This is a genomic window from Streptomyces sp. NPDC056835 (assembly GCF_042789485.1).
GTDB lineage: Bacteria > Actinomycetota > Actinomycetes > Streptomycetales > Streptomycetaceae > Streptomyces.
The window spans coordinates 113,731-137,507 of sequence record NZ_JBHUBB010000023.1 but is presented as its reverse complement, the minus strand read 5'-3'; the positions used below and the strand labels follow the sequence as shown (position 1 = coordinate 137,507).

At 72.1% G+C, this 23,777-nt stretch carries 23 protein-coding genes; 10 read left to right on the top strand and 13 right to left on the bottom strand.

Annotated features, from left to right (window positions below; all coding sequences use genetic code 11):
* Nucleotides 1–187 precede the first annotated feature (187 nt).
* The gene (locus tag ACFRMN_RS25450) at nucleotides 188–2,281 is read right to left on the bottom strand and encodes a HelD family protein (protein WP_383023109.1); all 2,094 of its coding nucleotides are present in this window, start codon (nucleotides 2,279–2,281) and stop codon (nucleotides 188–190) included.
* Between the two features lie 389 nt (nucleotides 2,282–2,670).
* Here ACFRMN_RS25450 and ACFRMN_RS25445 point away from each other — a divergent pair, with 389 nt between their 5' ends.
* The 3 genes from ACFRMN_RS25445 (at nucleotide 2,671) to ACFRMN_RS25435 (ending at nucleotide 4,571) form a co-directional block, all read left to right on the top strand.
* A complete protein-coding gene (locus ACFRMN_RS25445) occupies nucleotides 2,671–2,868 on the top strand; it encodes a hypothetical protein (RefSeq protein ID WP_383023108.1) in 198 nt (65 codons plus the stop codon).
* Nucleotides 2,869–2,966: 98 nt separating this feature from the next.
* The gene (locus ACFRMN_RS25440; RefSeq protein ID WP_383023107.1) at nucleotides 2,967–4,184 is read left to right on the top strand and encodes a glycosyltransferase 87 family protein; all 1,218 of its coding nucleotides are present in this window, start codon (nucleotides 2,967–2,969) and stop codon (nucleotides 4,182–4,184) included.
* 48 nt (nucleotides 4,185–4,232) lie between these two features.
* Nucleotides 4,233–4,571: a hypothetical protein gene (locus ACFRMN_RS25435; RefSeq protein ID WP_383023106.1), complete on the top strand. Its 339-nt coding sequence runs from the start codon at nucleotides 4,233–4,235 to the stop codon at nucleotides 4,569–4,571.
* A 66-nt stretch (nucleotides 4,572–4,637) separates the two neighbouring features.
* On the opposite strand, the gene ACFRMN_RS25430 is transcribed toward ACFRMN_RS25435, so the two are convergent.
* Nucleotides 4,638–6,281 carry a DNA repair helicase XPB gene (locus ACFRMN_RS25430; RefSeq protein WP_249952150.1) on the bottom strand — a complete coding sequence of 548 codons (1,644 nt, stop codon included), beginning with the start codon at nucleotides 6,279–6,281 and terminating at the stop codon, nucleotides 4,638–4,640.
* A 201-nt stretch (nucleotides 6,282–6,482) separates the two neighbouring features.
* Here ACFRMN_RS25430 and ACFRMN_RS25425 point away from each other — a divergent pair, with 201 nt between their 5' ends.
* On the top strand, nucleotides 6,483–7,151 hold the full coding sequence (locus ACFRMN_RS25425; RefSeq protein ID WP_383023105.1) for a VanZ family protein: 669 nt from the start codon (nucleotides 6,483–6,485) through the stop codon (nucleotides 7,149–7,151).
* A gap of 341 nt (nucleotides 7,152–7,492) precedes the next feature.
* Here ACFRMN_RS25425 and ACFRMN_RS25420 read toward each other — a convergent pair whose 3' ends face one another.
* Nucleotides 7,493–8,368, bottom strand: a complete 876-nt coding sequence (locus tag ACFRMN_RS25420; protein WP_383023104.1) for an NAD(P)-dependent oxidoreductase — start codon at nucleotides 8,366–8,368, stop codon at nucleotides 7,493–7,495.
* A gap of 121 nt (nucleotides 8,369–8,489) precedes the next feature.
* Here ACFRMN_RS25420 and ACFRMN_RS25415 point away from each other — a divergent pair, with 121 nt between their 5' ends.
* Entirely contained in the window at nucleotides 8,490–8,903 is a 414-nt protein-coding gene (locus tag ACFRMN_RS25415) for a winged helix-turn-helix transcriptional regulator (protein ID WP_383023103.1), read from the top strand.
* Here ACFRMN_RS25415 and ACFRMN_RS25410 read toward each other — a convergent pair.
* Nucleotides 8,866–11,490 carry a helicase-associated domain-containing protein gene (locus ACFRMN_RS25410; RefSeq protein ID WP_383023102.1) on the bottom strand — a complete coding sequence of 875 codons (2,625 nt, stop codon included), beginning with the start codon at nucleotides 11,488–11,490 and terminating at the stop codon, nucleotides 8,866–8,868. The two genes, ACFRMN_RS25415 and ACFRMN_RS25410, sit on opposite strands and share 38 nt — an antisense overlap.
* On the opposite strand from ACFRMN_RS25410, the gene ACFRMN_RS25405 reads away from it, so the two are divergent.
* Complete coding sequence (locus ACFRMN_RS25405) at nucleotides 11,470–11,652, top strand: hypothetical protein (protein WP_383023125.1); 183 nt, start codon at nucleotides 11,470–11,472, stop codon at nucleotides 11,650–11,652. The genes ACFRMN_RS25410 and ACFRMN_RS25405 overlap by 21 nt on opposite strands.
* A gap of 35 nt (nucleotides 11,653–11,687) precedes the next feature.
* A complete protein-coding gene (locus tag ACFRMN_RS25400; RefSeq protein ID WP_383023101.1) occupies nucleotides 11,688–12,755 on the top strand; it encodes a hypothetical protein in 1,068 nt (355 codons plus the stop codon).
* Nucleotides 12,756–12,843: 88 nt separating this feature from the next.
* Here the strand turns inward: ACFRMN_RS25400 and ACFRMN_RS25395 are convergent, their stop codons facing one another.
* From ACFRMN_RS25395 to ACFRMN_RS25380, 4 genes are all read right to left on the bottom strand, one after another.
* Complete coding sequence (locus ACFRMN_RS25395; RefSeq protein WP_383023100.1) at nucleotides 12,844–13,719, bottom strand: GyrI-like domain-containing protein; 876 nt, start codon at nucleotides 13,717–13,719, stop codon at nucleotides 12,844–12,846.
* Nucleotides 13,720–13,834: 115 nt separating this feature from the next.
* On the bottom strand, nucleotides 13,835–14,641 hold the full coding sequence (locus ACFRMN_RS25390; RefSeq protein WP_383023099.1) for an ABC transporter ATP-binding protein: 807 nt from the start codon (nucleotides 14,639–14,641) through the stop codon (nucleotides 13,835–13,837).
* A complete protein-coding gene (locus ACFRMN_RS25385; protein WP_383023098.1) occupies nucleotides 14,638–15,729 on the bottom strand; it encodes a FecCD family ABC transporter permease in 1,092 nt (363 codons plus the stop codon). Before ACFRMN_RS25385 ends, ACFRMN_RS25390 begins: the two co-directional genes overlap by 4 nt.
* The gene (locus ACFRMN_RS25380; RefSeq protein ID WP_383023097.1) at nucleotides 15,726–16,760 is read right to left on the bottom strand and encodes a FecCD family ABC transporter permease; all 1,035 of its coding nucleotides are present in this window, start codon (nucleotides 16,758–16,760) and stop codon (nucleotides 15,726–15,728) included. Before ACFRMN_RS25380 ends, ACFRMN_RS25385 begins: the two co-directional genes overlap by 4 nt.
* A 166-nt stretch (nucleotides 16,761–16,926) precedes the next feature.
* On the opposite strand from ACFRMN_RS25380, the gene ACFRMN_RS25375 reads away from it, so the two are divergent.
* On the top strand, nucleotides 16,927–17,571 hold the full coding sequence (locus ACFRMN_RS25375) for an HAD family hydrolase (protein ID WP_383023096.1): 645 nt from the start codon (nucleotides 16,927–16,929) through the stop codon (nucleotides 17,569–17,571).
* Here the strand turns inward: ACFRMN_RS25375 and ACFRMN_RS25370 are convergent.
* A complete protein-coding gene (locus ACFRMN_RS25370) occupies nucleotides 17,541–17,798 on the bottom strand; it encodes a hypothetical protein (protein WP_383023095.1) in 258 nt (85 codons plus the stop codon). The two genes, ACFRMN_RS25375 and ACFRMN_RS25370, sit on opposite strands and share 31 nt — an antisense overlap.
* Before the next feature lie 195 nt (nucleotides 17,799–17,993).
* On the opposite strand from ACFRMN_RS25370, the gene ACFRMN_RS25365 reads away from it, so the two are divergent.
* Nucleotides 17,994–18,377 carry a cold-shock protein gene (locus tag ACFRMN_RS25365; RefSeq protein WP_383023094.1) on the top strand — a complete coding sequence of 128 codons (384 nt, stop codon included), beginning with the start codon at nucleotides 17,994–17,996 and terminating at the stop codon, nucleotides 18,375–18,377.
* Nucleotides 18,378–18,404: 27 nt separating this feature from the next.
* Here ACFRMN_RS25365 and ACFRMN_RS25360 read toward each other — a convergent pair whose 3' ends face one another.
* The 4 genes from ACFRMN_RS25360 to ACFRMN_RS25345 all read right to left on the bottom strand — a co-directional run bounded on the left by ACFRMN_RS25360 (nucleotide 18,405) and on the right by ACFRMN_RS25345 (nucleotide 21,986).
* Nucleotides 18,405–19,253 carry a 1,4-dihydroxy-6-naphthoate synthase gene (locus tag ACFRMN_RS25360; protein ID WP_383023093.1) on the bottom strand — a complete coding sequence of 283 codons (849 nt, stop codon included), beginning with the start codon at nucleotides 19,251–19,253 and terminating at the stop codon, nucleotides 18,405–18,407.
* Nucleotides 19,250–20,002, bottom strand: a complete 753-nt coding sequence (locus ACFRMN_RS25355) for a futalosine hydrolase (RefSeq protein ID WP_383023092.1) — start codon at nucleotides 20,000–20,002, stop codon at nucleotides 19,250–19,252. Before ACFRMN_RS25355 ends, ACFRMN_RS25360 begins: the two co-directional genes overlap by 4 nt.
* 63 nt (nucleotides 20,003–20,065) lie before the next feature.
* Nucleotides 20,066–20,545, bottom strand: coding sequence for a DUF2771 domain-containing protein (locus ACFRMN_RS25350; protein WP_383023090.1), 480 nt, complete (start codon nucleotides 20,543–20,545; stop codon nucleotides 20,066–20,068).
* A 79-nt stretch (nucleotides 20,546–20,624) separates the two neighbouring features.
* Entirely contained in the window at nucleotides 20,625–21,986 is a 1,362-nt protein-coding gene (locus tag ACFRMN_RS25345; protein WP_383023088.1) for an MFS transporter, read from the bottom strand.
* A 514-nt stretch (nucleotides 21,987–22,500) separates the two neighbouring features.
* On the opposite strand from ACFRMN_RS25345, the gene ACFRMN_RS25340 reads away from it, so the two are divergent.
* Nucleotides 22,501–23,451: a DUF3027 domain-containing protein gene (locus ACFRMN_RS25340; protein WP_383023086.1), complete on the top strand. Its 951-nt coding sequence runs from the start codon at nucleotides 22,501–22,503 to the stop codon at nucleotides 23,449–23,451.
* Nucleotides 23,452–23,777 lie beyond the last annotated feature (326 nt).

Sequence of the window (23,777 nt, the reverse complement as noted above, 5' to 3'; positions counted from 1 at the left end):
GTGCGTGTCCGGACGTAAAGCGTCGCAGCACGCGCGAAGCGCGGTGAGGAAAGCAGTCCGGACACGCACCTCCGGAGGCCCCGGCACCCGGCCGACGACGACGCGACCGCAACCCGCAACCCGCACCCCCGCCGGACGGCGCACCCCCGCCGGCAGGCGCCCCCCCCGCCGGACGGCGCACCCCCCGCTACAGCGACAACGCCCCCGGCAACCCCGTCGCGTGCAGCACGATCAGCCCCGACACCGCCCGCGTCAAAGCCACGTACAGCCGCCGCAGCCCCGTCCGCTCGTCCGGTTCGCCGTCGACCACCGCCGCCGGCTCGTCCAGGACCACGTAGTCGTACTCCAGGCCCTTCGCGAGGGACGCCGGGACCAGCGTCAGCCGGGCCTCGGCCGTCGTCTCCTCGCCCGGGGAGAGGTACGGCAGCCCCGCCGCCGTCAGTGCCTCCCGCAGCGCGGGGATACGGGCGTCCGCCGCGATCAGACCCGTGGAGCCCTCGTGCGCCAGCGACTCCACGCAGGCCGCGACGACGGCCTCGTCGAGACCCGCCGGCTCCGCCGGCCCCCCAGCCGCCACGGAGCGTACCGAGAGCGAGCCCGGCGACTCCCGTACCGACGCCACCTCCGCCAGCCCCGGCGCGATGGACGGCAGCAGCCTCGACGCGTACGCGATCACCTCGCGCGGCACGCGGAAGCCCGCCGTCAGCTCCTCCACCACCGCGTCCGTCTTGCCGAGGTGCCGCAGCGCGTCGGTCCAGCTCGCCGTCGCCCATGGCGTCGTCCCCTGCGCCAGGTCGCCCAGTACCGTCGCCGAGCCGGTCGAGCAGCGGCGGCCCACCGCGCGGTACTGCATGGGGGACAGGTCCTGCGCCTCGTCGAGCACCACATGGCCCAGCGAGTGGGTACGGGCGATCAGATCGCCCGTCTCGTCGATCAGTACCGCGTCCGCAGCCGACCACTTCGCCGACTTCACGCTCCGCGCCGGTTTCGTCCACAGGATCGTCTTCTGCTCGTCGGGCGTGAGGACGCCCTCCGCGTGCGCGGCCAGGAACTCCGCGTCGGAGAGCAGCCGCAGCACCAGCTTCGCCGGTTCGACCGGTGGCCAGATCGCCTTCACCGCCGCCTTCACCGCCGGGTTGCGGGCCACCGCGTCCTGCACCCGGTCGTCGGGCGCCTCGCCCGCCTCCTCCATCCGTACGAGCACGGCGTGCGCGATCCGCTGCGGAAGCGCTTCGCGCGCGGCGCCGTACCGCATGTCCCGGGCGAGCAGCTGCTCGACGATCTCTTCGAGTTCGTACGCCGGCACCCGCCACCGCCGCGAGCCGCGTACGACCACGACCGGCTCGGTCGGTGGTGTGACGTGGGACCGCACGGCCCGTCGCAGGACCTCCGCCATGCGGGCGTCGCCCTTGACGACGGCGGCGGGCGCGGGGTCCGTACCGCGTACGTCGACCGAGGCGACCAGATCGTCCACCGTCGCCTGCTTCACCTCCAACTCGCCCAGCGCGGGCAGGACTTGCTCGATGTAGTGGAGGAAGGAGGCGTTCGGGCCGATGACGAGGGTGCCGGTACGGGCCAGCCGCTCGCGGTGCGCGTACAGCAGATACGCGACCCGGTGCAGACCGACGGCGGTCTTGCCGGTGCCGGGGCCGCCCTGGACGCAGACGGTGCCGCCGAGGCCGCTCCGTACGATCTCGTCCTGCTCGGGCTGGATCGTCGCGACGATGTCGCGCATGGGGCCGACGCGCGGCCGTTCGATCTCGGCCTGGAGCAGCTTGCTGGAGCGCGCGGTCTCGGCCGGGTCGGAGAGGTGCTCGTCCTCGTACGCGGTGATGTCGCCGGCCGTGTAGCCGAAGCGCCGGCGCAGTCCGACGTCCAGCGGGTCCTTCTTGGAGGCCCGGTAGAACGGCTGGGAGGCGGGGGCGCGCCAGTCGATGACCATGGGATCGCCGTCGGCGTCGTGGACATGACGCCGGCCGATATAGAAGCTTTCGCCTTCGGCGCCCTCGGCCTCGGCCGCGCCCACGGGGTGCAGATAGTCGAGGCGGCCGAAGAAGAGCGGGGTGTGGGAGAGATCGGCGAGCGCCTTGATGCGGTCCTCGATCTGGGCCTCCAGGACGGCGGCGTTGACCCAGTTCGCGGTGACGTCGCTGATGTCGAGCGCCTGGACGTCCTCGCGCATGGCGCGCAGGGCGGAGCGGGAGGCGGCGAGGTGGGCCCGTTCCCGCGCCAGGGGATCGGGGGTGAGGTCGTTGAGGTCGTCAGGGGCGTGCGCGGACACGGTGGTGCCTCCGGGGGCTTTACGCAGGCCGACGGGCCGCACCCCGTCGGGCGACGGGCGGCGGTGGCCGTTCGGCGTGGATCACGTCATGGCGGTCGGCCGTCCGGTTTCCGTCCGGACGACGGCGCTCCGCGAGGGAGGCGGGCAAGGTGGGCGATTGTAGCCAGCGGGTGACGGGGAGGCGAATGGTTTTCGGCGGGGGCTCGCGCCACGGGGCATGCGTACGGGTCCGGCGCGAGTGCTCGGCGGCGGGAGCGCGTCCGTCCCCCGTGCCATTCGCCGCCTCCACCCCGTAGGGGATGGCGTTGGACCGGAGTCGTACACGGCCTCACACGAGGCTCAAACCGCAGAGCGATGACTCACACAGCGCACGTGCCCATCATGGATGTATGAGTACAGCGACCTTCACCCCGGCCCATGCCCCGCACGGTTCGCCGCTTCCCGGCGCGACCGCCACGGGCTCCGTTCCCCACCCCGCCCACCGTCTCGGCAACGCGCTGCGCGCCGTCAAGGTCTTCGTGACCACCGCGTTCAATGTGACCGTTCTCGGGGAGTACGCGGAGGAGGCGGGTATCAAGCGCCGTTGATCCGTATCGAACGCCGTTGATCCGTATCGCGCCAACCGCGCCCCGCCTCGTCCCGCCGCGCTCCTGAGTAACGCCTCTGATCCACTAGGGTCGCGGCCGTGACCTACCGGACCGTGACGCCCCGTTCACTCGCCGCAGTGGGCGCGCTCGCCCTGTCGCTGGCCGCACTCGCCACTCTCTGCGTCGCCCGGCGCATCCCCATGGCCGACACACTCGTCTACCGCGCCGAAGGCGCCGCCGTCGTGGACGGCACCGACCTGTACGGGTTCACGGTCACCGAGTGGCAACTGCCCGCCACCTACCCGCCGTTCGCCGCGATCCTCTTCGTACCCACCACCTGGCTGCCCATCGACGCCCTCAAGGTCGTCTTCGTCATCGGGAACGCCGCGCTGCTTGCGCTGCTCGTACGGCTGTCCTGGCGGTTCGCGGGGATGCCGGCCGGTCCCGTACCGCTGCTGGCCGCCGTCGCCGTCGGGCTCTGGCTCGAACCCGTATTCCAGACCGTCCTCTTCGGACAGATCAACCTCGTACTCGCCTGTCTCGTTCTCTGGGACCTGTCGAGACCCGAGCACGCGCTCGGCAAGGGGTTCGCCCTCGGTGTCGCGGCGGGCATCAAGCTGACTCCGGCCGTCTTCATCGTGTATCTGCTGGTGACCGGGCGCGTACGGTCCGGACTGATCGCCCTGGCCTCCTTCACAGGCACCGTGCTGCTCGGAGCGCTCGTACTGCCCGAGGCGAGTGGCGAGTTCTGGACGACGCGCGTTTTCGAGACGGGCCGGGTCGGCAAGGCGTGGATCGTCGACAACCAGTCACTGCAAGGGATGCTGGGCCGCCTCCTGCACACCCCGGAGCCGGGCGCGGTGTGGGCGGTGGCCGCCGGGCTCACGGCCGTCGCCGGGCTGTGGATCGCCCGGCGGGCCGTCATAGGGGCCGGGCTGGAGACCTGGGGCGTGCTGGTCACGGCGCTGACCGCGCTGCTCGTGTCGCCGATCAGCTGGTCGCACCACTGGGTGTGGTGCGTACCGCTGCTCGCGGTGCTGATCGCGGAGCGCCGGTTCCGTACGGCGGCGGCGGTCGGGGTGGTCTGGACGGCGCGCAGCTTCTGGCTCGTGCCGCACGACGGCGATCTCGACCTCCGGCTGCCGTGGTGGCAGCAGGTGCCGTCGTCGCCGTACCCGCTGTTCGCGCTGGGGCTGCTGGCGTTCGCGGCGTGGCGCACGGGCGCGGGCGCGGACAAGGAGGGCTCCTCCTTCGTCCTTCCGGTGCAGCGTGCGGAGGCCGGTTCGGGGGTGAGTACGACGGCGGGGACGGGGTGAGTACGGGCGCCGAGGCGGGGCGCCCCGTCCCGGTGATGTCATCGGGGCATGGAAACGACGACGGTCCCCGCCCCCACCCCAGAGCAGACCACCGACCGCGGCGCTCTCCTCGCTCTCCGGTTCTGGGCGCTGGGCGGTCTCGGGCTGCTGCTGGGCGGCTACGTGGTGACGGTCGTCATCGCCCTGACCGACGCGGTCGATCCGGCCGACGGCGTCGCAGGCGCGTACATCAGCGCGGGCTTCTGGTCCCTCCACCTGTCCGGGCTCGTCGGCCTGGCCGCCGCGGCGCTGCCGGCGGGCTCGATGCTGGGGGGCGTGCGGTGCGGGGCGGTGGTGGCGCAGTACGTACTGCTGGCGGCGGGGCCGGTGCTGGCGCTGATGGACTGAGGCGGCCGGAGGCGCGGAGGCCGGGGGTCGGGGGTCGGGGGTCGGGGGTCGGCTGAGCCTCAGCCCTCAGCTCTCGGCCAGCAGCTCGTCCGCGTCCACGATCCGGTACGCGTAGCCCTGCTCCGCCAGGAACCGCTGGCGGTGCGCCGCGAAGTCCTGGTCGATGGTGTCGCGGGCGACGACCGAGTAGAAGCGGGCCTCGTGGCCGTCCGCCTTCGGGCGCAGGACACGGCCCAGGCGCTGGGCCTCCTCCTGGCGGGAGCCGAACGTACCCGAGACTTGGATCGCGACCGTCGCCTCCGGCAGATCGATCGAGAAGTTCGCGACCTTCGACACGACCAGCACCGAGATCTCGCCCTGCCGGAACGCCTCGAAAAGCTTCTCGCGCTGCGCGTTGCTGGTCTCGCCCTTGATGACGGGGGCGTCCAGATGCTCGCCCAGCTCATCGAGCTGGTCGATGTACTGGCCGATGACGAGCGTCTGCTCGCCCCGGTGCTTACGCACCAGCGCCTCCGTCACCTTCCGCTTTGTCGCGGTCGTCGCGCAGAAGCGGTACTTCTCCTCCGTCTCGGCCGTCGCGTACGCCAGGCGCTCGCTGTCGGTCAGATTGACCCGTACCTCGACACAGTCCGCGGGCGCGATATAGCCCTGCGCCTCGATCTCCTTCCACGGCGCGTCGAACCGCTTCGGCCCGATGAGCGAGAAGACGTCCGACTCGCGGCCGTCCTCCCGTACGAGCGTCGCGGTCAGCCCGAGGCGGCGCCGGGCCTGGAGGTCGGCGGTGAACTTGAAGACGGGCGCGGGCAGCAGATGCACCTCGTCGTAGATGACCAGGCCCCAGTCGCGGGAGTCGAACAGCTCCAGGTGCGGATAGATGCCCTTACGGCGGGTGGTCAGCACCTGGTACGTGGCGATGGTGACCGGGCGGATCTCCTTCTTCGTACCGCTGTACTCGCCGATCTCGTCCTCGGTCAGGGACGTGCGCTTCACCAGCTCGTGCTTCCACTGGCGGGCCGAGACGGTATTGGTCACCAGAATCAGCGTCGTCGCCTTGGCCTCGGCCATCGCACCGGCCCCGACCAGCGTCTTTCCCGCGCCACAGGGCAGCACGACCACACCCGAGCCGCCGTGCCAGAACCCCTCGACGGCCTGCCGCTGGTACGGGCGCAGCGCCCAGCCCGTCTCGTCCAGCTCGATGGCGTGCGCCTCGCCGTCGACATAACCGGCAAGATCCTCGGCCGGCCAGCCCAGCTTGAGCAGCGTCTGCTTGATCTGGCCGCGCTCCGAGGGGTGGACGGCGACGGTGTCCGGGTCGATGCGGTTGCCGACCAGCGGCTGGACCTTCTTGGAGCGAAGGATCTCCTCCAGCACGGGACGGTCCGTGGAGGTCAGGACGAGGCCGTGGGAGGGGTGCTTGGAGAGGGTGAGCCGGCCGTAGCGGGCCATCGTCTCGGCGACATCGACGAGCAGCGCGTGCGGCACGGGATACCGGGAGTACTCCACGAGCGCGTCGACCACCTGCTCGGCGTCATGCCCGGCGGCGCGGGCGTTCCACAGCCCGAGCGGGGTCAGCCGGTAGGTATGGATGTGCTCGGGGGCACGCTCCAGCTCGGCGAAGGGCGCGATGGCGCGGCGGCAGGCGTCGGCCTGCTCGTGGTCGACTTCGAGCAACAGGGTCTTGTCGCTCTGGACGATAAGGGGTCCGTTCACGCGCGGCTGCCTTTCGGGGATGGCTCAGCACGGCCAAACGACCAGTGTCGCGCATCTTCGGCGGATCGGGGCAGGGGGGCGCGTATCCGGGGCGGGCCGGGGCATCCGGGGTCTATGACCGCGGAGACGGAAAGGCCCAAGTCGGCGAAGGCTGTCCCAGGGGGTATCCCTTGGGGGCGTGCTGTGTTGCGGATTCTCATCATGACGGTGGCGCTGGTCGCCCTGACGGCGTTCGCCGCGGTGCTGGCCGAACTGACGCTGACGCCGTCCCCCGCGTCCGAGGAGATCGCGGGGGCCAATCTCAGGCCGGGGCGCTCGCTGAGGCAGTACGCGGAGGACTACACGTTCCTCGCCGCGTGCAAGCAGATCGGCGGCAATCTGCTGATGGGGGCGCCATTCGGGCTGATCCTTCCGGTGCTCGTGCCGCGCAGGCTGCGGATGGTGCGGGTGGTGGCGCTGACTGTGGTGGTGATGGCGCTGGTGGAGCTGGCGCAGGGGGCGGTGGTGCGGGGGCGGGCGTTCGACGTGGACGACGTGATTCTGAACACGAGTGGTGCGGTGATCGCGTATGTGCTGGTGGGGAGGGTGATTGGGCGGCGGTTCCACGCGTTGGGCGCGGGGGGTGGGCGCGCGGGCGGCGCGGCGGGCGCGTCGGGTGCGGGTGCGGGTGCGTCCGCCGGGCGGAAGTCGGCGGCGAGGCCGCGGCCGAAGGGTGAGCCGCGGCCGAAGGGTAAGCCGCGGGCGGCGGCGGCGAAGGCCGGCACGAAGACCGGCACGAAGGCCGGGGCCAAGGCGAAGCGGTTCGGCTCGGCGGCGGGCGGGTCTTGGCGTGCGCGGCTTGGGCGGCTTGGGCGGCTTGGGCGGCGCTGAGGGGTGCGGTGCGCCGTCCGGCGGGGGTTCGTGGTTGCGGGGTGCGCCGTCCGGCGGGGGTGCGGGTGCGTTGGTCTGGTGCCGGGTGCCGGGTGCCGGGTGCCGGGTGCCGGGGTCTCCGGAGGTCCGTGTCCGGACTGCGCTGCGATCGATTTGCGACTCCGTCGCGTGGTCACCGCGCTTCGCGCGTGCTGCGACGCTTTACGTCCGGACACGCACCTCCTCCGGCCCCGGCCCCCTCCCGCCGGTGGTCGCCTGCCCCGCCGCCCTGGCTGGGAGGTGAACGCCTCACCAGCGTTCTCATCCGCCGCGCCTGGACCACCCACGCCCGCCCGGGGTTCTCAGCCCGGTTGCTTGATGCTCTCGATGATTCGGGCGAAGCCTTCCTCTCCATGGCCCGCGTCAATCTGGCGTTGGACGAGCCGCTGGACCATGGCGACCACCTCGGTGCTGATGCCCTGGTCGGAACTGGCGGCCAGGAGGTCACCGAGGTTGGAGAAGTCGAGGCTCTGCTGCCCTTCGACGGTGTAGTCCCCGCCGTCGATGACCGCGGCGAATCCTTGGAAGGAGCCGGTCATGGCGGTCAGCCAAGGTGTGGCCATGGCAGCGAACTCGCCCGCCGTCACGCCGGCCGGCGCGACCATGGCGGCGCCGTGCATGAATCCGGCGAACATGACGTACATGCCCGCGAGTAGGGCGAGGTCGTACAGGGACGCCAGCCCGGCATCCTCACCGAAGTAGGTACTGGTTCCCCACAGGTCGAGCAGCGGCTTGTACTGATGGAAGACATCGGCCGAACCGCTGTAGAGGATCGATGCCCCAGGCCGGCCGATCATGTGCGGTACGGCCATGATGCCGCCGTCCAGATACACGACCCCGGCTCGGGCGGCCCAGCGGGCCAACTCCCGTGACTGAGCGGGCGACGTCGTGGTCACGTTGACCAGGGTTCGTCCGGCCAGCTCATCGGAGAGCGGATCGAGCACCTCATGGACCGACGCGTGGTCCAGCAGGCATACGATCACCAATCGGCCGGCCCGGACCGCGTCGCCGGCCGTGTCGGCGGCCTTGGCGCCCTGCGCGACGAGGTCGTCCGCCTTCCCCGGTGAGCGGTTCCAGCATGTGGTCGCGTATCCGGCCTTCACCAGGGCGCCCGCGAGAGCGCCGCCCATAGCCCCCAGCCCGAGAACACTCACCTGGACGCTGTTGTCAGTTGTCATTTTTTGACGCTCCCCCTCGTGTTTGTCCTTCGGCTCGATCCTCTCCGCGGCCAGTAAAGTTGGCCAGTACGGACTAATTAGTCGGGTACTCACCCGTGAGTAAGTACCTCTTGGGGGGCGGATGGGAACTTCAGCGCGACGTGGTCCCTATTTCTGTGGCATCGACGCGGCGATGGACGTAGTTGCCGGCAAGTGGAAGTCGCTCATCCTCTGGGAGCTGCACCACCACGGGATCCGCCGGTTCGCCGAGCTTCGACGCGGTCTGCCGGGTGTCAGCGAGAAGATGCTGATTCAACATCTGCGGGAGATGGAGGAAGACGGGCTCGTGCATCGTGAGGTGTACCGCGAGGTGCCACCGAAGGTCGAGTACTCCCTGACGGAGCACGGCGTCTCGCTCAACGCCGCCCTTGCCTCCTTGGGAGAGTGGGGCACCGAACGCATGCGGCGGATCGGGGCCGAAAAAGTCTCCGGCGACGTTGCCGCGACTGCTCGGCAAGTCACGCCGGGTCGTCGGCCAGTTCCGCCACTCCCGTGATGCGGTGCAGGGGGTACGTGCGGACCTCGTCCGCCGTGTGGTCGTAGCCCGTGACATAGCCGCCCTCCACCCGTACCGGGGCGATGACGCGTTGGCTGGCCGCGCCGTCCGCGTTGACGTAGCCGATCCAGACCGCCGAGCCCGTCATGGCGGCGGCCTGGACCGTGGCGAGGGTTTCGGCGGAGGTGGTGCGGGGGAGGGCGCCGTTTCTGGAGGCGGCTGCCGCGGAGGCCAGGGCGGCCGAGCCGGAGCCGGAGGGTTCGGGGACCGGTTTGTGGACGACCGTGGCGGCCAGGTCGCCCGCGCGGATCGCCTTCACCGCCGCGCTGAGCAGCGCCGTGTCCGGGGTGGGGGGTCCGTCAGGGACCGGGGCGGGGGCCGTTCTGGGTGGGGTGCGGTGGGCGTGGGCGCGGGTGATCATGACGTCGCCCTCGGCCGACTCGGCGGCCGGTGCGAAGCCCATGACGCGCAGCCCGTCGAGCAGGGTGACCGCGTCGGCGTGGGCAGCCAGCACGGTCGGGGCGAGGCGGCGCAGCCGCAGGTTCTGGGAGCGTTTGTCGGCCAGGATCTCGTCGAGTACGGCCTCGTCGTCGCAGCGTACGTACGCGGAGGCGGCGCCGACCCGGAGGTGGCCGTGCTTACGGGCCACGTCGTCGATGAGATAGGCGAGTGGCTGGGGAACGGGCGTACGGCTGTGGTTCCTGAGGAAGTCGTGCAGGTCGGAGGCCGACTGTCCGGCGTCGAGGGCGCGGCGTACGGAGCCGGGCGTGAAGCGGTAGACGGTCGCCCCGCCCTTCGACTCGATGTCGGCGGCGATGGCGAGCAGTTCGGCGAGGGGGCGCAGGAGGGGGCCGGGCGCGACGGCGGTGAGGTCGGCCTGGAGGAGGACGTGGTCGAGGGGTTCGGGGAGGAGTGGCGCCAGGGCGCGGGCGGCTCGGAGGCCCGCCGCGGCCGTTTCCGTGAGGGTGCGCGTGCCGGAGGCGGGGTCGTCGGCGGCGTCCGGTGCCAGCAAGGCGCGCGCGTGCGACGAGAGCGCTCCCCGGCCCGTGATGCCCAGCATCTCCGCCTCGTTCAGGGTCCAGGCCGCCAGCCGTGTGCGCAGATCGTCGGGGCGGCCGGCGCCGGACGCGCCGCGCAGGGGGCGTTCCCAGCGCAGCCGGGCGAGCAGCGACTCGGGGTCGGGGGCCGTGCCCTCGGGGAGGGTGGCGAGGAGGTCGAGGATCCGGCGCCGTACCTCGGGCGCGGCGCCGCGGTCCAGATCGGGGCCGAGCGCGGCGAGCGTACGGCCCTTGGAGTCCTGGCTGCCGACCAGACCGGCGGTGCGGGTCGCCGTCAGCCAGGCCGTGGCGAGCCGGGCCCACCGTTCCGGGGCGGGCAGCTCCTGCCAGTCGTCGTAGGCGGGCGTCGGGGCGTACCGTTCGTCGGTTTCGCCGTCGGCCGCCAGCAGTCCGGCCGCGTAGGCGAGTTCGATCCAGAAGGCGGCGATGGACTCGCTGACGTCCAGGGCGGTGGCGGTGCGCTTGAGGTCGCGTACGGACAGACCGCCGGCCCGCAGGACGTTCGGGCCGCCCTCGTTCCAGTCCTTGGCCAGTTCCTCGATGGTGGCGAGCGTCGTGTACGCCTGCCCGGCCGCCGTGTTGTCCACAACCTGTGGACGGGCGCCGGTGCTCGCGTCCGAGGCGCGGGGCGCGACGGCGGGTGCCACGGGCTCCGGCGTACGGTGCGCGCGCCCGGCGCGCAGATGCAGTGCGGCCTCGCGTGGGAGAACGACCGTACGGGTGGTCGCGGGCAGCAGCAGCCCGCGGTCGCGCAGCCACTGCACGGGCGGGGTGGGGCTGGAGGTGACCTCGCCGTAGGGCGGCCCCCACACCAGCCGGTCCAGCACCGAAAGGGCCTCCATGGGCGCGGTGTCGAGCAGCGCCGCCATCCGCGTCCGGTCGGTGAACAGCGCGGTGAGCGAGGCCACCGCGGAGACCGGATCGTGAGTGGAGGACAGCCCGGCGGCGGTCAGGATCTCCTGGAGCCGGCCCGGCGACATGCCCGCGGTGGCCTCGGCGACCGTCGGGCCGAGCCCGGTCGGCGAGGGGTGGGTGGGGGAGGGGGCGAGCAGTTCGCGGGCGGTGCGTACCAGCCGCAGCCGGTCGTCCGCGCCCCAGATCAGCGCACGGTCGCGCAGCGTCGCCACCGCGCGGGGCAGGGCCGCCTCGATCTCCGGGTCGCCCTCGTCGCCGGTCAGCAGCGCCCGCAGCGTGTCGTACGGCGCGGGCTCGGTGGCCACGGCCAGGGCCTCCGCGGTCTGGAGCGTGAACCGGTCGAGCCGTTCCAGCGCCCGTACGACGGAGGCGCGGGTGCCCGCGCGCGTCGCGAGCTGCGAGAGGTCGCTGGGTACGGGATTGAGCAGATCGGGGCGTGCGCGCAAGAGCGCGACGAGCGATCCGTCGCCCTGGGTGCGCAGGGCCTCCGCGAGCGTACGCGGTGGCGTACCGCCGGTTCCTTCTGGCACGTGCGCCTCCTGATCAGGCTTCGCGGGTCCCCATCCGTTCCACGTTAGCCCCTGGGAGGCGCTATGCCCGCGCCCCCGGGCCATGGGGGCGCCGCCGCGCCTTCTTCGTACTGGATGTACGGGCGGATGTACGGGCGGATGTACGGGCCGATGCGCGGGCCGATGTACGCGCGGAATGCGGGTGGAGGTACGGGGTGGACGTACGGGGGTGACTTCGACACGATCGCCTACGGGTATCCGTCGTGATGGCGGCTGCCGGGCGTGCCTGTGCGGAGGACTGTGTGGGGATCGAGAGCGATCAGCTGGTCTATGACTACCTGAGTCGTGTGGGAGACGAGGCTCAGCAGCGGCATCTGCCCTCCGGGGACCGGATGCGGCTGGTGTCGTCGCTGCGGAACGAGATCGACAAGCAGCGGGGGAAGGCCGGCGGGGACAGCCCGGCCGCCGTACGCCGCATCCTGGGGCGGCTGGGGCCACCGGACGCGGTGGTACGGGCCGCCTCCGAGGGCGCCGCGGGCGACGACGCCCCCGCCCGTGCCCCGGAACCGCGGTCCGCGCTGCCGGAGCAGCGGACCCGGCGGCTGAAGGGGGCCAGGAGACTGGTCATCCCGGAGCAGGCGTCGGAGTCGCCCGCCCCCGCGATGCCCGCCGCGTCGCCGCCGCACCTGGCGGGGATGGACGAGCTCGGCCCGACCGGCGGCCCGGGGCCCGACTGGTGGCGGATCGAACCGGGCCCGATGGATCCGATGGGCTCGGCGGAGCAGGTGCCGGGGTTCGTGGGCGGGGTCGAGATCCCCGACATACTCAAGCCACCGCCGAAGGAGAAGCCGGACAAGACGGCGAAGGGTGCCGAAGCCGATAGCGATGACGGAGACGGGAACGGGGACGGGGACGGGGCGGAAGACGCGACGGAGGACGCGGCCGAAGAAGCGGCCGAGGACGCCGGCCGTCGCCGGTGGCGCCCCCGGCTGTCGCGCCGGGGCCGGGGCGCGGAGAAGCGGACCGGCGGACTCTCCCACCCGTTCCTGCTGCTCGCCGCCGCGCTGCTGGTCGCCGGAGCGGCGTTCGGCTCCTGGTTGGCTCTGGCCGGTGGCTGGCTCCTCGCGTACGCCTCCCGCAAGCTCTCCCGCGCGGAAGCCAAATGGGCGGTCTTCGGCCTTCCCGGAATCTCGGCCGCCGGGGGACTGGTCTGGCTCTGGGGCCGGCTGGACGGCCGCTGGGGCGAGACCGTCCCGAAGGACGGGATGGCCGACGCCCTGGCCGGCACCTGGCCGGTGGTGCTCCGCGTGGCGGCGGTGACCTCCGCGCTCTACCTGGTCTGGCGGGCGCGGCGCAAACGGGCGGGGTGAGCCGCGGGGACGAGGGTGGGGTGGGGACGAGGGTGAGGCGGGGCCCGTACCGGGTGTTCTCACCTCCGTACGGGCCCCACCCCCACCCTCACCCCTCCTCGCGCTCCACCCGGATCCACAGCTCAGCGTCCGCCCGCGTCCCGTCCTCGGACAGACGGGTACGGAGGATTTCGGGGCCCGGCACACTCCGGTACGGGTTGGACGGGAACCACTGCGTGTAGACGTCCCGCCACAAGTACTGGAGCGCCTTCGGGAACTCGCCCGAGCTCTCGAAGACCGCCCACGTCCCCGCCGGGACCGTCAGCGTCGCCATCCCCTCGGGCGCCGCGGCCTCGGTCACCACGCCGTGCAGATAGTCGAGTTCGGTGCCCTCCGCGCGGCTCTCGGAGAGGTCGTCGGTGACGGCGACGATCCCGCGCGGCTCCCCGCCGGAAAGCTCCCCGAGCTCTTCCAGCCGCCGGAGCGTGTCCCGGCCGAGGCCCCGGATGAACGAGACGATCGCCGGGTTCATGCCCTCGTGCACGAGCGGGACCCGTGTCTTCGGGCCGACCACCCTGAACTCCGGTTTCCGGACCACCCGGTAGCGCATGTCAGTACTCCCTTCGACGATGAGGCGAAAGGACATCCGTGGCTGGGAGCGCAGCGCCGCGCCGGTCCGCCGGGCCTCGCCGGGACCGACGCCGTGTACGGCACGGAACGCGCGCGCGAACGCCTCGCCCGAGCCGTACCCGTACCGCACCGCGATGTCGAGCAGCGTCCGCTCCCCACCGAGCACTTCGGCGCCGGCGACGGTGAGCCGTCTGCGGCGGATGTACTCGGAGAGCGGCATGCCCGCCAGCGCGGAGAACAGCCGCCGGAGGTGGTACTCCGACGTGGCCGCGATCCGCGCGAGCTCGGCCGCCTCGATCCGCTGGTCGAGGTTCCGCTCGATGTGCTCCATGGCCTGGTTCAGCCGTTCCAGCATCACCGGACCTCCTTCCCTTGCTGATCAGCCACGTTAGGGAGAGGGCACCCCGCCGGACCCGGCAATCCGTGCCCGGTCCTGTCGGGTCGCGCGGGACGTCGCGAAGCGCGGGAGGTTACGAAGCGCGCGAGGAGTCCGGCCGGTACGGCGCGCCCGGCACCACCAGCGGCGACCCCGTCACCGGATCCGGGACCACCACCGACTCCAGGCCGAAGACCTCCCGTACCAGCTCCGCCGTCACGACGTCCCCCGGCCGCCCCTCCGCCACGATCCGCCCCGCCTTCATCGCGACCAGGTGATCCGCGTACCGCGCCGCCTGGTTGAGGTCGTGGAGCACGATCACGACCGTGCGGCCCTGGTCGTGGTTGAGGCGGCGGACCAGGTCGAGCACTTCCACCTGGTGCGCGATGTCCAGGAACGTCGTCGGCTCGTCCAGCAGCAGCAGATCCGTCTCCTGCGCGAGCGCCATCGCGATCCACACCCGCTGGCGCTGGCCGCCCGACAGTTCGTCCACCGACCGGTCGGCGAGCGCCGTCACGTCCGTACGCTCCATCGCGTCCGTCACCGCGCGCTCGTCCTCGTCCGACCACTGCTGCCACCAGTGCTGGTGCGGCTGACGGCCGCGCGAGACCAGGTCGGCGACCGTGATGGCCTCCGGGGCGACCGGTGACTGCGGGAGCAGGCCGATCGACTGCGCGATCTTCCGGGTCGGGATCCGCGCCAGCTCCGTGCCGTCCAGCAGTACGGAACCGCCGCGCGGCTTCAGCAGCCGGCCGAGCGCGCGCAGGGTCGTCGACTTCCCGCAGGCGTTCGGGCCGACGATCACCGACACCCGCCCGTCGGGGACGGCCAGGTCCAGTTCGTGGACGACCGTGCGGTCCTCGTACGCGAGCGTCAGCTCGCGGGCGGTGAGCCTGCTCATGCCTTGCCTCCTGCGGTACGGCCGCGGACGATCAGCCAGATCAGATACGGGGCGCCGACCGCCGCCGTCAGTACACCCACCGGGAGTTCGGTCGGTGACAGCAGCCTGCGGGCCAGCAGATCGGCGAGGACGACGATGACCGCGCCCATCAGCGCCGAACACAGCAGAGGGATCTGCGCGGTACGGGTCATACGGCGGGCGATCTGCGGCGCCAGCAGCGCCACGAAGTCCACCGGACCCGCCGCGCCCGTCGCGACCGACGCCAGCACCACACCGAGCAGGACGAGCCCGAGCCGGACGCGGCCGAGCCGTACGCCCAGCGACGTGGCGGTGTCGTCGTCCATGGAGACCGTGCGCTGCGCGTACGCCGCCCACAGCACCGCGGGCACCAGCGCGAGCAGCAGCCAGCCGAGCGGTGTGGCGGAGTCCCAGCCCCGGCCGTTGAGCGAGCCGGTCATCCATACCTGGGCCTGCTGGGCGACCAGATAGTCGCCCTTGGTCAGGAACAGCGTGGTGAGGGAGCGCAGGGCGATCGCGAAGCCGATGCCGATGAGCACGAAGCGCGTGGCGTGCAGCCCGCCGCGCCAGGCGAAGACATACACCAGCGCCGCCGCGATGATGCCGCCCGCCACGGACAGATACGGAAGGACGGTGTACGAGGTGACGCCGAAGGTCATCGCGCCGACCGTGAGCACGCTCGCGCCCTGGCTGATGCCGATGATGTCGGGGCTGGCGAGCGGGTTGCGGGCGACGGTCTGGATCAGCGCGCCCGCGATGCCGAACGCGAGCCCGACCAGCAGCCCGACCACCATGCGCGGCAGCCGCAGCGTGCCGACCACCAGCTCGTTCGACGAGGTCTGTCCGAGGAGCACCTTCAGGACCTCGGACGGTGCCACGAAGCTCTCGCCGACGCTCAGATACGCCACGCACACGGCCGCCAGCGCGACGGCGAGCACGACCGCCACGGCCGCCGCCCGCCGGTGCAGCAGGAACGAGGCGCGTCCGATCCGTACCGGCGTATAGCCCGCCGGGCGCGTCCTGCCCGCCCCGGCGACGCGCTCCGGGGCCTCCTTGAGGGCCGTCGTCATGCCGGCACCGCCTTCCGGCGTACGAGAGCGACCAGGAACGGCACCCCGATCAGGGCCGTCATCACACCCGCCGGGACCTCGCTCGGCGGGAAGACGATCCGCCCGATGACATCGGAGACCAGCAGCATCACGGGCCCGATCAGGGCCGCCATCGGAAGCACCCAGCGGTGGTCCGAGCCGACGATCGCACGGGCGATATGCGGAACGGCGAGACCGATGAAGGCGATCGGTCCCGCCGCCGCGACCGCCACTCCGGTCAGTACGGTCGCGCCGAGGCCGCCGACGATGCGGACGGCCGCGACGTTCCGGCCCAGGCTCTTCGCCACGTCCTCGCCGAGGGCCAGGGCGTCCAGGCCACGGGCCACGGATATCACCAGTACGGTGCCGAGCAGCAGGAACGGCCAGATCTGCCCGGCCACTTCGGCGTCCCGGCCCGAGATCGCGCCGACCTGCCAGAAGCGGAACTCGTCCAGCGTCGCCGCGCTCGTCGTCAGGACCCCCATCGTCACGGACACCAGCAGCGCGTTGATCGCCGCGCCGCCGAGGGCGAGTTTGACCGGGGTCGCGCCGCCGCGTCCGCTGGAGGCGATCGCGTACACCGCCACCGACGCCACCGCCGCGCCCGCGAACGCGTACCAGACATAGCCGGAGAGCGTGTGCACCCCGGCGAAGGCGATGGCCAGGACGACGCCCACGGAGGAGCCCTGGCTGATGCCGAGGATGCCGGGGTCGGCGATCGGGTTGCGGGTGATGCCCTGGAGGACGGTGCCGGCCAGGGCGAGCGCGGCGCCGACCATCAGCCCGATCAGTGTGCGCGGCACCCGCAGTTGGCGGATGACCTCGGCGTCGTCGCCGCGGCCCCCGTGCAGCAGCGCGTCGATGACGGCGGAGGGGGCGACGGCGCGCGCCCCGACCGCGAGACTCAGCAGGACCGAGAGCAGCACGGCCACGACGGCTGCCGCCGTCCAGCCGATACGGCGGGCGACCAGGGCGTGTCTGGTGCTGTGGATCGGCGGGGCGGCGGTTGGCATCGGAACCTATCGGACGGTGCGGCGGACGGTGCGGCGGACGGTGCGGCGGACGGGCGAGGACGGACGAGCGGTGGTTAGGTTTGGCTAAGTCTAAGCACCCGGTTCCGGCCATCCGCCGGGGCCCGACGCCCCTACGGGCGGCCCGGAGCCTGGGCACAATGGCCCCATGGCTTCCCTCACGGCTCGGCAACCGCTCACCGTCGGCTTCGACCTCGATATGACCCTGATCGACTCACGGCCCGGGATCCGCGCCGTCTATCAGGCGCTCTCCGAGGAGACCGGGGTCCCGATCGACGCCGATCTCGCGGTCACCCGGCTCGGGCCGCCGCTCGAACAGGAGCTGGCGCACTGGTTCCCCGAGGAACGGGTCGCCGAAGTGGCCGACCGCTACCGGGAGATCTATCCCACATACGCGATCCCGCCGACGCGGGAGATGCCCGGTGCCCGGGAGTCAGTCACCGCCGTCCAGGAGCTGGGCGGGCGCGCGATCGTCATCACGGCCAAGCACCAGCCGAACGCCGAGCTGCACCTCACCCACCTCGGGATCGAGCCGGACGTGGTGGTCGGCTGGCTGTGGGCCGAGGCCAAGGGCGAGGCGCTGCGGGAGTACGACGCGTCGGTGTTCGTCGGCGACCACATCGGTGATGTGCGAGGGGCGCGTACGGCGGAGGCGCTGTCCGTCGCCGTACCGACCGGGCCGTGCGACGAGCAGGCGCTGCGCGCGGCGGGAGCCGAGGTGATCCTGTCCGACCTGACGCTCTTCCCCGCCTGGTTCCAGGGTTACGCGGCCGGCCTGGCCCGCCGGCGCTGAGCGGCGATCGAGCGCAGCACACCCGCGGCGGCGATCAGGAAACCCACTCCCATCAGCATGCAGACGGCATAGGCGATGGACGGGAAGGGCTCGGAGCCGAGGAACAGCGGAGCGACGGTGATCAGGGTGGCGATCGCGCCGACGATGAAGACGATCGCGCCGATACGGACCAGCCCGTCGCCGGGTCCGGCCTCTTCCGTCGCACGGGGTTCAGGAGTAGCAGTCACGCCACCAGGGTAGTTCCCTGCGGAAAGCAGCGGACAGGAACCGTCCGGCGACGTCTTGTCACCAGCCTCTGGACCATTAGCCTTGGTGGTGGCGGGTCGATGGACCCGCTGTAGTGCTATCCAGAGCCGTTTTCGCGCGCCAGGGGGTGTCGACATCCTCCGGCGCCCCCAACGAGTACGAGGACGAGGACAGACGTGCCTACCGGCAAGGTCAAGTGGTTCAACAGCGAGAAGGGCTTCGGCTTTCTCTCCCGCGACGACGGCGGAGACGTCTTCGTGCACTCGTCGGTCCTCCCCGACGGAGTCGACGCGCTCAAGCCAGGCCAGCGCGTGGAGTTCGGCGTGGTGGCGGGACAGCGGGGGGACCAGGCGCTCTCGGTGACCGTCCTCGACCCGACGCCCTCGGTCGCGGCGGCCCAGCGCCGCAAGCCCGACGAACTGGCCTCGATCGTCCAGGATCTGACGACGCTGCTGGAGAACATCACGCCGATGCTGGAGCGCGGGCGCTACCCCGACAAGGCGCAGGGCGGGAAGATCGCCGGTCTGCTGCGCGCGGTGGCCGACCAACTGGACGTGTGACCGGGGCGGGTGAGCCTGCCGGATGGTTCAGACGAAACGCAGCGCGTCGTGGCCGAGGGGCGGTACAAGCCCCTCGGCCGCGGCGCGGGTGAGCAGCCCGCGGACCGCCGCGTAGCCGTCCTCGCCCAGATCCGCGGTGAACTCGTTGACGTACAGCCCGATGTGCTGGTCCGCCACCGCCGGGTCCATCTCCTGGGAGTGCGCCAGCACGTACGGCCGTGAGGTCTCCGGATCGTCCCAGGCCATCCGTACCGACCTGCGGATCGACCCGGCCAGCAGCTGAAGCGCCTCGGTGCCCAGCGAACGCTTCGCGATGATCGCGCCGAGCGGGATCGGCAGCCCGGTCGTGGACTCCCAGTGCTCGCCCATGTCGGCGAGGCGGTGCAGCCCGTAGTCCTGGTACGTGAAGCGCGCCTCGTGGATGACGAGTCCGGCGTCCACCTTGCCGTCGCGTACCGCGGGCATGATCTCGTGGAAGGGCAGCACGACGACCTTGCCCACCCCGCCGGGGAGCACATCGGCCGCCCACAGCCGGAAGAGCAGATAGGCCGTGGAGCGCTCGCTCGGTACGGCGACGGTCCCGCCGGTCAGATCGGCGCCCGGCTCCCTCGTGAGCACCAGCGGGCCGCAGCCCCGGCCCAGCGCGCCGCCGCAGGGCAGCAGGGTGTACTCGTCCAGGACCCAGGGCAGCACGGCGTACGAGACCTTCAGTACGTCGAACTCCCCGCGCTCCGCCATGCCGTTGGTGATGTCGATGTCCGCGAACGTGACGTCGATGTCGGGCGCGCCGGTGACCCTGCCGTGTGCCCACGCCTCGAAGACGAAGGTGTCGTTGGGGCAGGGCGAGTAGGCGATCTGCAGCGGCTGCGGGGTCATGACGGCTCCTCGAATACGGGGGTGAGCAGCGTGAACGCGTACCGCAGCGCGTCCAGCGCCTCGCCGATCCGCCAACTGGCGCGGTCGCGCGGGCCGACGGTGTTGGAGATCGCGCGGATCTCGGCGCACGGTACGGAGTGGGCGGCGGCGGCCTCCGCGACCCCGAAGCCCTCCATCGCCTCGGCGGCGGCGCGCGGATGACGCGCGGTCAGCTCGGCGGTACGGGCGGCCGTGCCGGTCGCGGTGGTGACGGTGAGGACGGGCGCGAGAAGCGAGTGGACCCGCGGATCGGCGTCCAGGACCTTCGACAACCGGGCGGTCAGCGCGGCAGGCGGCCGGTGGACGCTACGGCCGAAACCCAGCTCCTCGACCGGCAGATAGCCGTCGGGGGTCTCGGCGCCCAGATCCGCGGCGATGATCGTGTCCGCGACGACGAGCGAGCCGAGCGGCGCGTGGGGCGCGAAGCCGCCGCCGATACCGGCGGAGATGACCAGATCGTACGGCGGGTCGTACGGCGAGGCCGCCAGCGCCGTCGCCGTGGCGACCGCGGCCGCTGCCGGTCCCGCGCCGCCCGCCAGGACCTCCACCACCGGTATCCGCACGGACCCCGGCCTCGGCGTGAACTGCGCGTGGGTCGTCATCTCGTACCCACCCGTCAGCTCCCGGACACCGGCGCCCGCGAACCGGCCGAGGCCCGCGGCGACGGAGTCCGCCTCCGCGGCCACCGCCGTGACGACAAGTACACGCATGGCGGGAGCCTCCAGTGGTGCCCGGCCTCCGGGGCCGTACCGGCCGCCGGATCACCGGGTCGGTCAGGACTGCTTCTTGAACTCGAAGTGCCAGATGCCGGTCAGCGTCTTGCCGTTGGTCTCCACGATGCTGACCTGAGTGTCGCTCGTGGTCTCGCCGGTCTGGGTGGAGAAGAACGCGTTGCCGGGGATGGTCCGGTAGGTCTTCTTGTACGGCTCCTGCTCGGCCTGCTGGCCGTTGATGAAGAGCGTCCAGCCGTGCTCGGCGATCGTCGGGTCGACGCCGAAGTGGACCTTGTCGTCCATCGAGATCTCGACGACCTTGTCCGCCTTCTTGTTCAGGCAGGGCTGGATGTCGGCGGTCTTGATCGCCTTGCCGTCGTTGTAACAGGCGGCCTCGGTGTTGATCGAGTTGTCACCGACCGTCACGGTCGCGAGCGGCGTCGGCTTTTCACAGGCGGCGAGGACGAGGAGTCCGGCGGACACCGCACCGAGGGCGACACCGGCCCGGCGGTACCTACCAGAGAAGAACGCAACGGTCATGGGGCGAAGGCTATCGGTCGCCCGCGCCCACGCCGCGAGGGGGTACGGCGAGCCGTCGACCGGGGTGGCCCGGCCGGTGTCACGCGACGCGCGCGTGCGCCGTGCCGCGACGGGCCGCGGTCAGCAGCCCGCGCGCGGCGATGACCGCCCCGATCCCGACGATCGCCGCGGCGACCGACATCCCCAGCACGCCGTTGAGCGGCAGCGCGATCCCGATCGCGCCGCCCACCACCCAGGACATCTGGAGCAGCGTCTCGGAGCGGGCGAAGGCGGAGGTCCGTACCTGCTCCGGGACGTCCCGCTGGATCACCGCGTCCAGGGACAGCTTCGACAGGGCCTGGGTGAATCCGGCCACCGCGCACAGCACCGCCATCATCAGGCCGCCGAAGAGCAGCGCCGCGACGATCGCCGCGGTGAGGGCGACGCCCAGGACGGTGGCGATGATCAGTTCCGGACCGCGGGCCTTCAACCAGGCGCCCACCGCCGTCCCCAGGGCGTTGCCCGCCCCGGCGGCCACGCCCACGATGCCCAGGGAGACGACGGCGCTGTGACCGAAGAGCGGATGCTCGCGCAGCAGGAAGGCGAGGAAGAAGGTCAGAAAGCCGGAGAGGGCGCGATGGGACGCGTTCGCCTGGAGGCCGTGCAGCACCGCCGGGCCGACCGTACGCAGCGAGGGCTTCCGCTTCTCCCCCTGGACGACCGTGACCAGCCGTGCCCTGCGCTCGCCCTTCGCGGAGTCCACCTTGCGCGGCAGCGTGAACGCCAGGAACGTTCCGGCGAGAAAGATCAGGCACGCGCCGTACAGCGGCCACCTCGGACCGATCTGGTGCAGCCCCGCGCCGATCGGCGCCGCCACACCGGTGGCCAGCAGCCCGGCCAGCGTGACCCGGGAGTTGGCCCGCACCAGCGAGAAACGGGGCGGCAGCAGCCGGGGTACGACCGCGCTGCGGACCACCCCGTACGCCTTCGATGCCACGAGCACCCCGAGCGCGGCCGGATACAGCTCCAGGCTGCCCGTCATGACGGCGGTCGACATCAGGATCGCGAGCGCGGCCCTGGTGAACATGGCGCAGGCCATGGCGGCGCGGCGGCCGTGCGGGAGACGGTCGAGGAGCGGGCCGATGACGGGCGCGAGCAGTGTGAAGGGCGCCATCGTGACCGCGAGATACAGCGCGACGCGGCCCCGCGCCTCGTCCGTCGGCACGGAGAAGAAGACCGTGGACGCGAGAGCGACGGTGATCATGACATCGCCCGCGCCGTTCACGGCGTGCAGCTCGATCAGCTTGCCGAGCCCCGACTCTCCCGCGCCGTGCGCGTGGGTGGCCTTGCGGATCCCTCTCGCCCCGGCCGTCAGAGGGAGCCGCAGGGCATGACCGATGGCCCGCCCGGTCCTCCGGACCGGGCCGGCCGTATGCGTGTCGGACGATCTCACGGCTGCCACCTCGTCATAGTGCCCCAAGGCCCCCTGGCGCGAACCGATTCCGAGCGTGACGGGGCCGTGACGGTGCCATGAAGGACGAGCCGGCGCGGGTCACCGGCGAGCCGGGGACAGTTCACCGGCCGGTACCGGAGCGGTGGCGGTCCGGAGCTGGAGCGGTGGGCGGGCCCGGAATCTCTCCCGGGTGGTCTCCCGGGTGGATCCGAACACATTGTCGGCCTCCCACCATGGGGTTCCTCCGGGTCACGGCCTGGTTGCGGTGTGGTCCGAAGTCCGGGAAAGGCGGCGTGCAGGTGGGCGGGGGGCGAGAGAGGGGGTAGCGTGCGTAGCGCGCCACCGGCGGTTGTTCTCGGCCGCGCGCCTCTTCGTCATCCCGCAGAATGGATAACGATAGGTGTGCCCGAGGAGACATCGGGCGTGGACGTCGATGCGGCCCTCTGGTCCGCTCCGCCCTCGGCTCGTACATCGCGAATCGGCCGGCGCACCCGTGAGACGGCGTAGGAGAGAAGCGAGACCTGTGAGTGCTGCGACGACGCGAAGCCGAACCCCCGACCGCCTGTGCGCCGAGGCGGTAGACCTCGCCAGGTCGGCTGCCGAGGAGGCCGCCGCGCCCGGGGTCGTCGGGGAACATGTCTCGGTGGTGGCGGACGGGGACCGGGTCGTCACGCACTTCTTCGAGTGCAAGGAGCTCGGCTACCGGGGCTGGCGCTGGGCGGTGACGGTGGCGCGGGCATCCCGCGCGAAGGTCGTCACGCTGGACGAAACGGTGCTGCTGCCAGGACCCGATGCCCTGCTGGCCCCCGAGTGGGTGCCCTGGAGCGAACGGCTGCGCCCCGGCGACATGGGCCCCGGCGATCTGCTGCCCACAGAGGCCGAGGATCTGCGGCTTGAGCCCGGCTACTCCGGCGCGGACGCCCCGCCGCCGAACTCGGTGCTGCCGGATGTGGTGACTCCGCAGAACCTCGCGGACCTCGTCGAAGCGGAGGACGCGGGTCCGGAGACCGCAGAACCGGCCGACCGCGCGACGGACACCTCGCCCGCGCCCGAGCGTGGCTCGATCGCGGCGGTCGCCGAGGAACTCGGCATGCGCCGGGCCCGGGTGCTGTCGCGCTACGGGCTGCACGCGGCGGCGGACCGCTGGGACGAGGCGTTCGGCGCGAAGACCCCGATGGCACAGGCGGCGCCCGCGCCATGCGTGACTTGCGGCTTCCTGCTGCCTTTGGCCGGCTCCCTGCGGCAGGCCTTCGGCGTCTGCGCGAACGAGTTCTCACCGGCGGACGGGCGGGTCGTCTCGCTTGCGTACGGGTGCGGGGGGCACTCCGAGGCGGCGGTGATGCCGAAGCCGCCGGGGCGGGCGGCGCCGGTACTGGACTCGATGGCGACGGACGCGTTCCCGCTGAGGCCGTCGCCGGACAGCGGGTCGGTGATCACGACGGAGGACGCGTCGGAGGATTTGGGCCACTCGTAGCGGAGGTGCGTGTCCGGACTGCGCTGCGATCGATTTGCGACTCCGTCGCGTGGTCACCGCGCTTCGCGCGTGCTGCGACGCTTTACGTCCGGACACGCACCTCCTCCGACCCCGACCCCCTCCCGCCGCAGACCACGCGGCCGTGCGCGAGGGCAGGCGGGAGAGGCGGCGGCACCCGGTCCACCAGGGCAGCGAGCGGGCGGACCACCGGGCCGCACCAGCCCACTCACCTCTGCCGGACCGGCGAGTGGCCGGGGCCACCGTCACGCACCCACCCCTTCACCCCCACTGGGGCGGCGATCGGGTCGACCCACCGACGGGAGGGG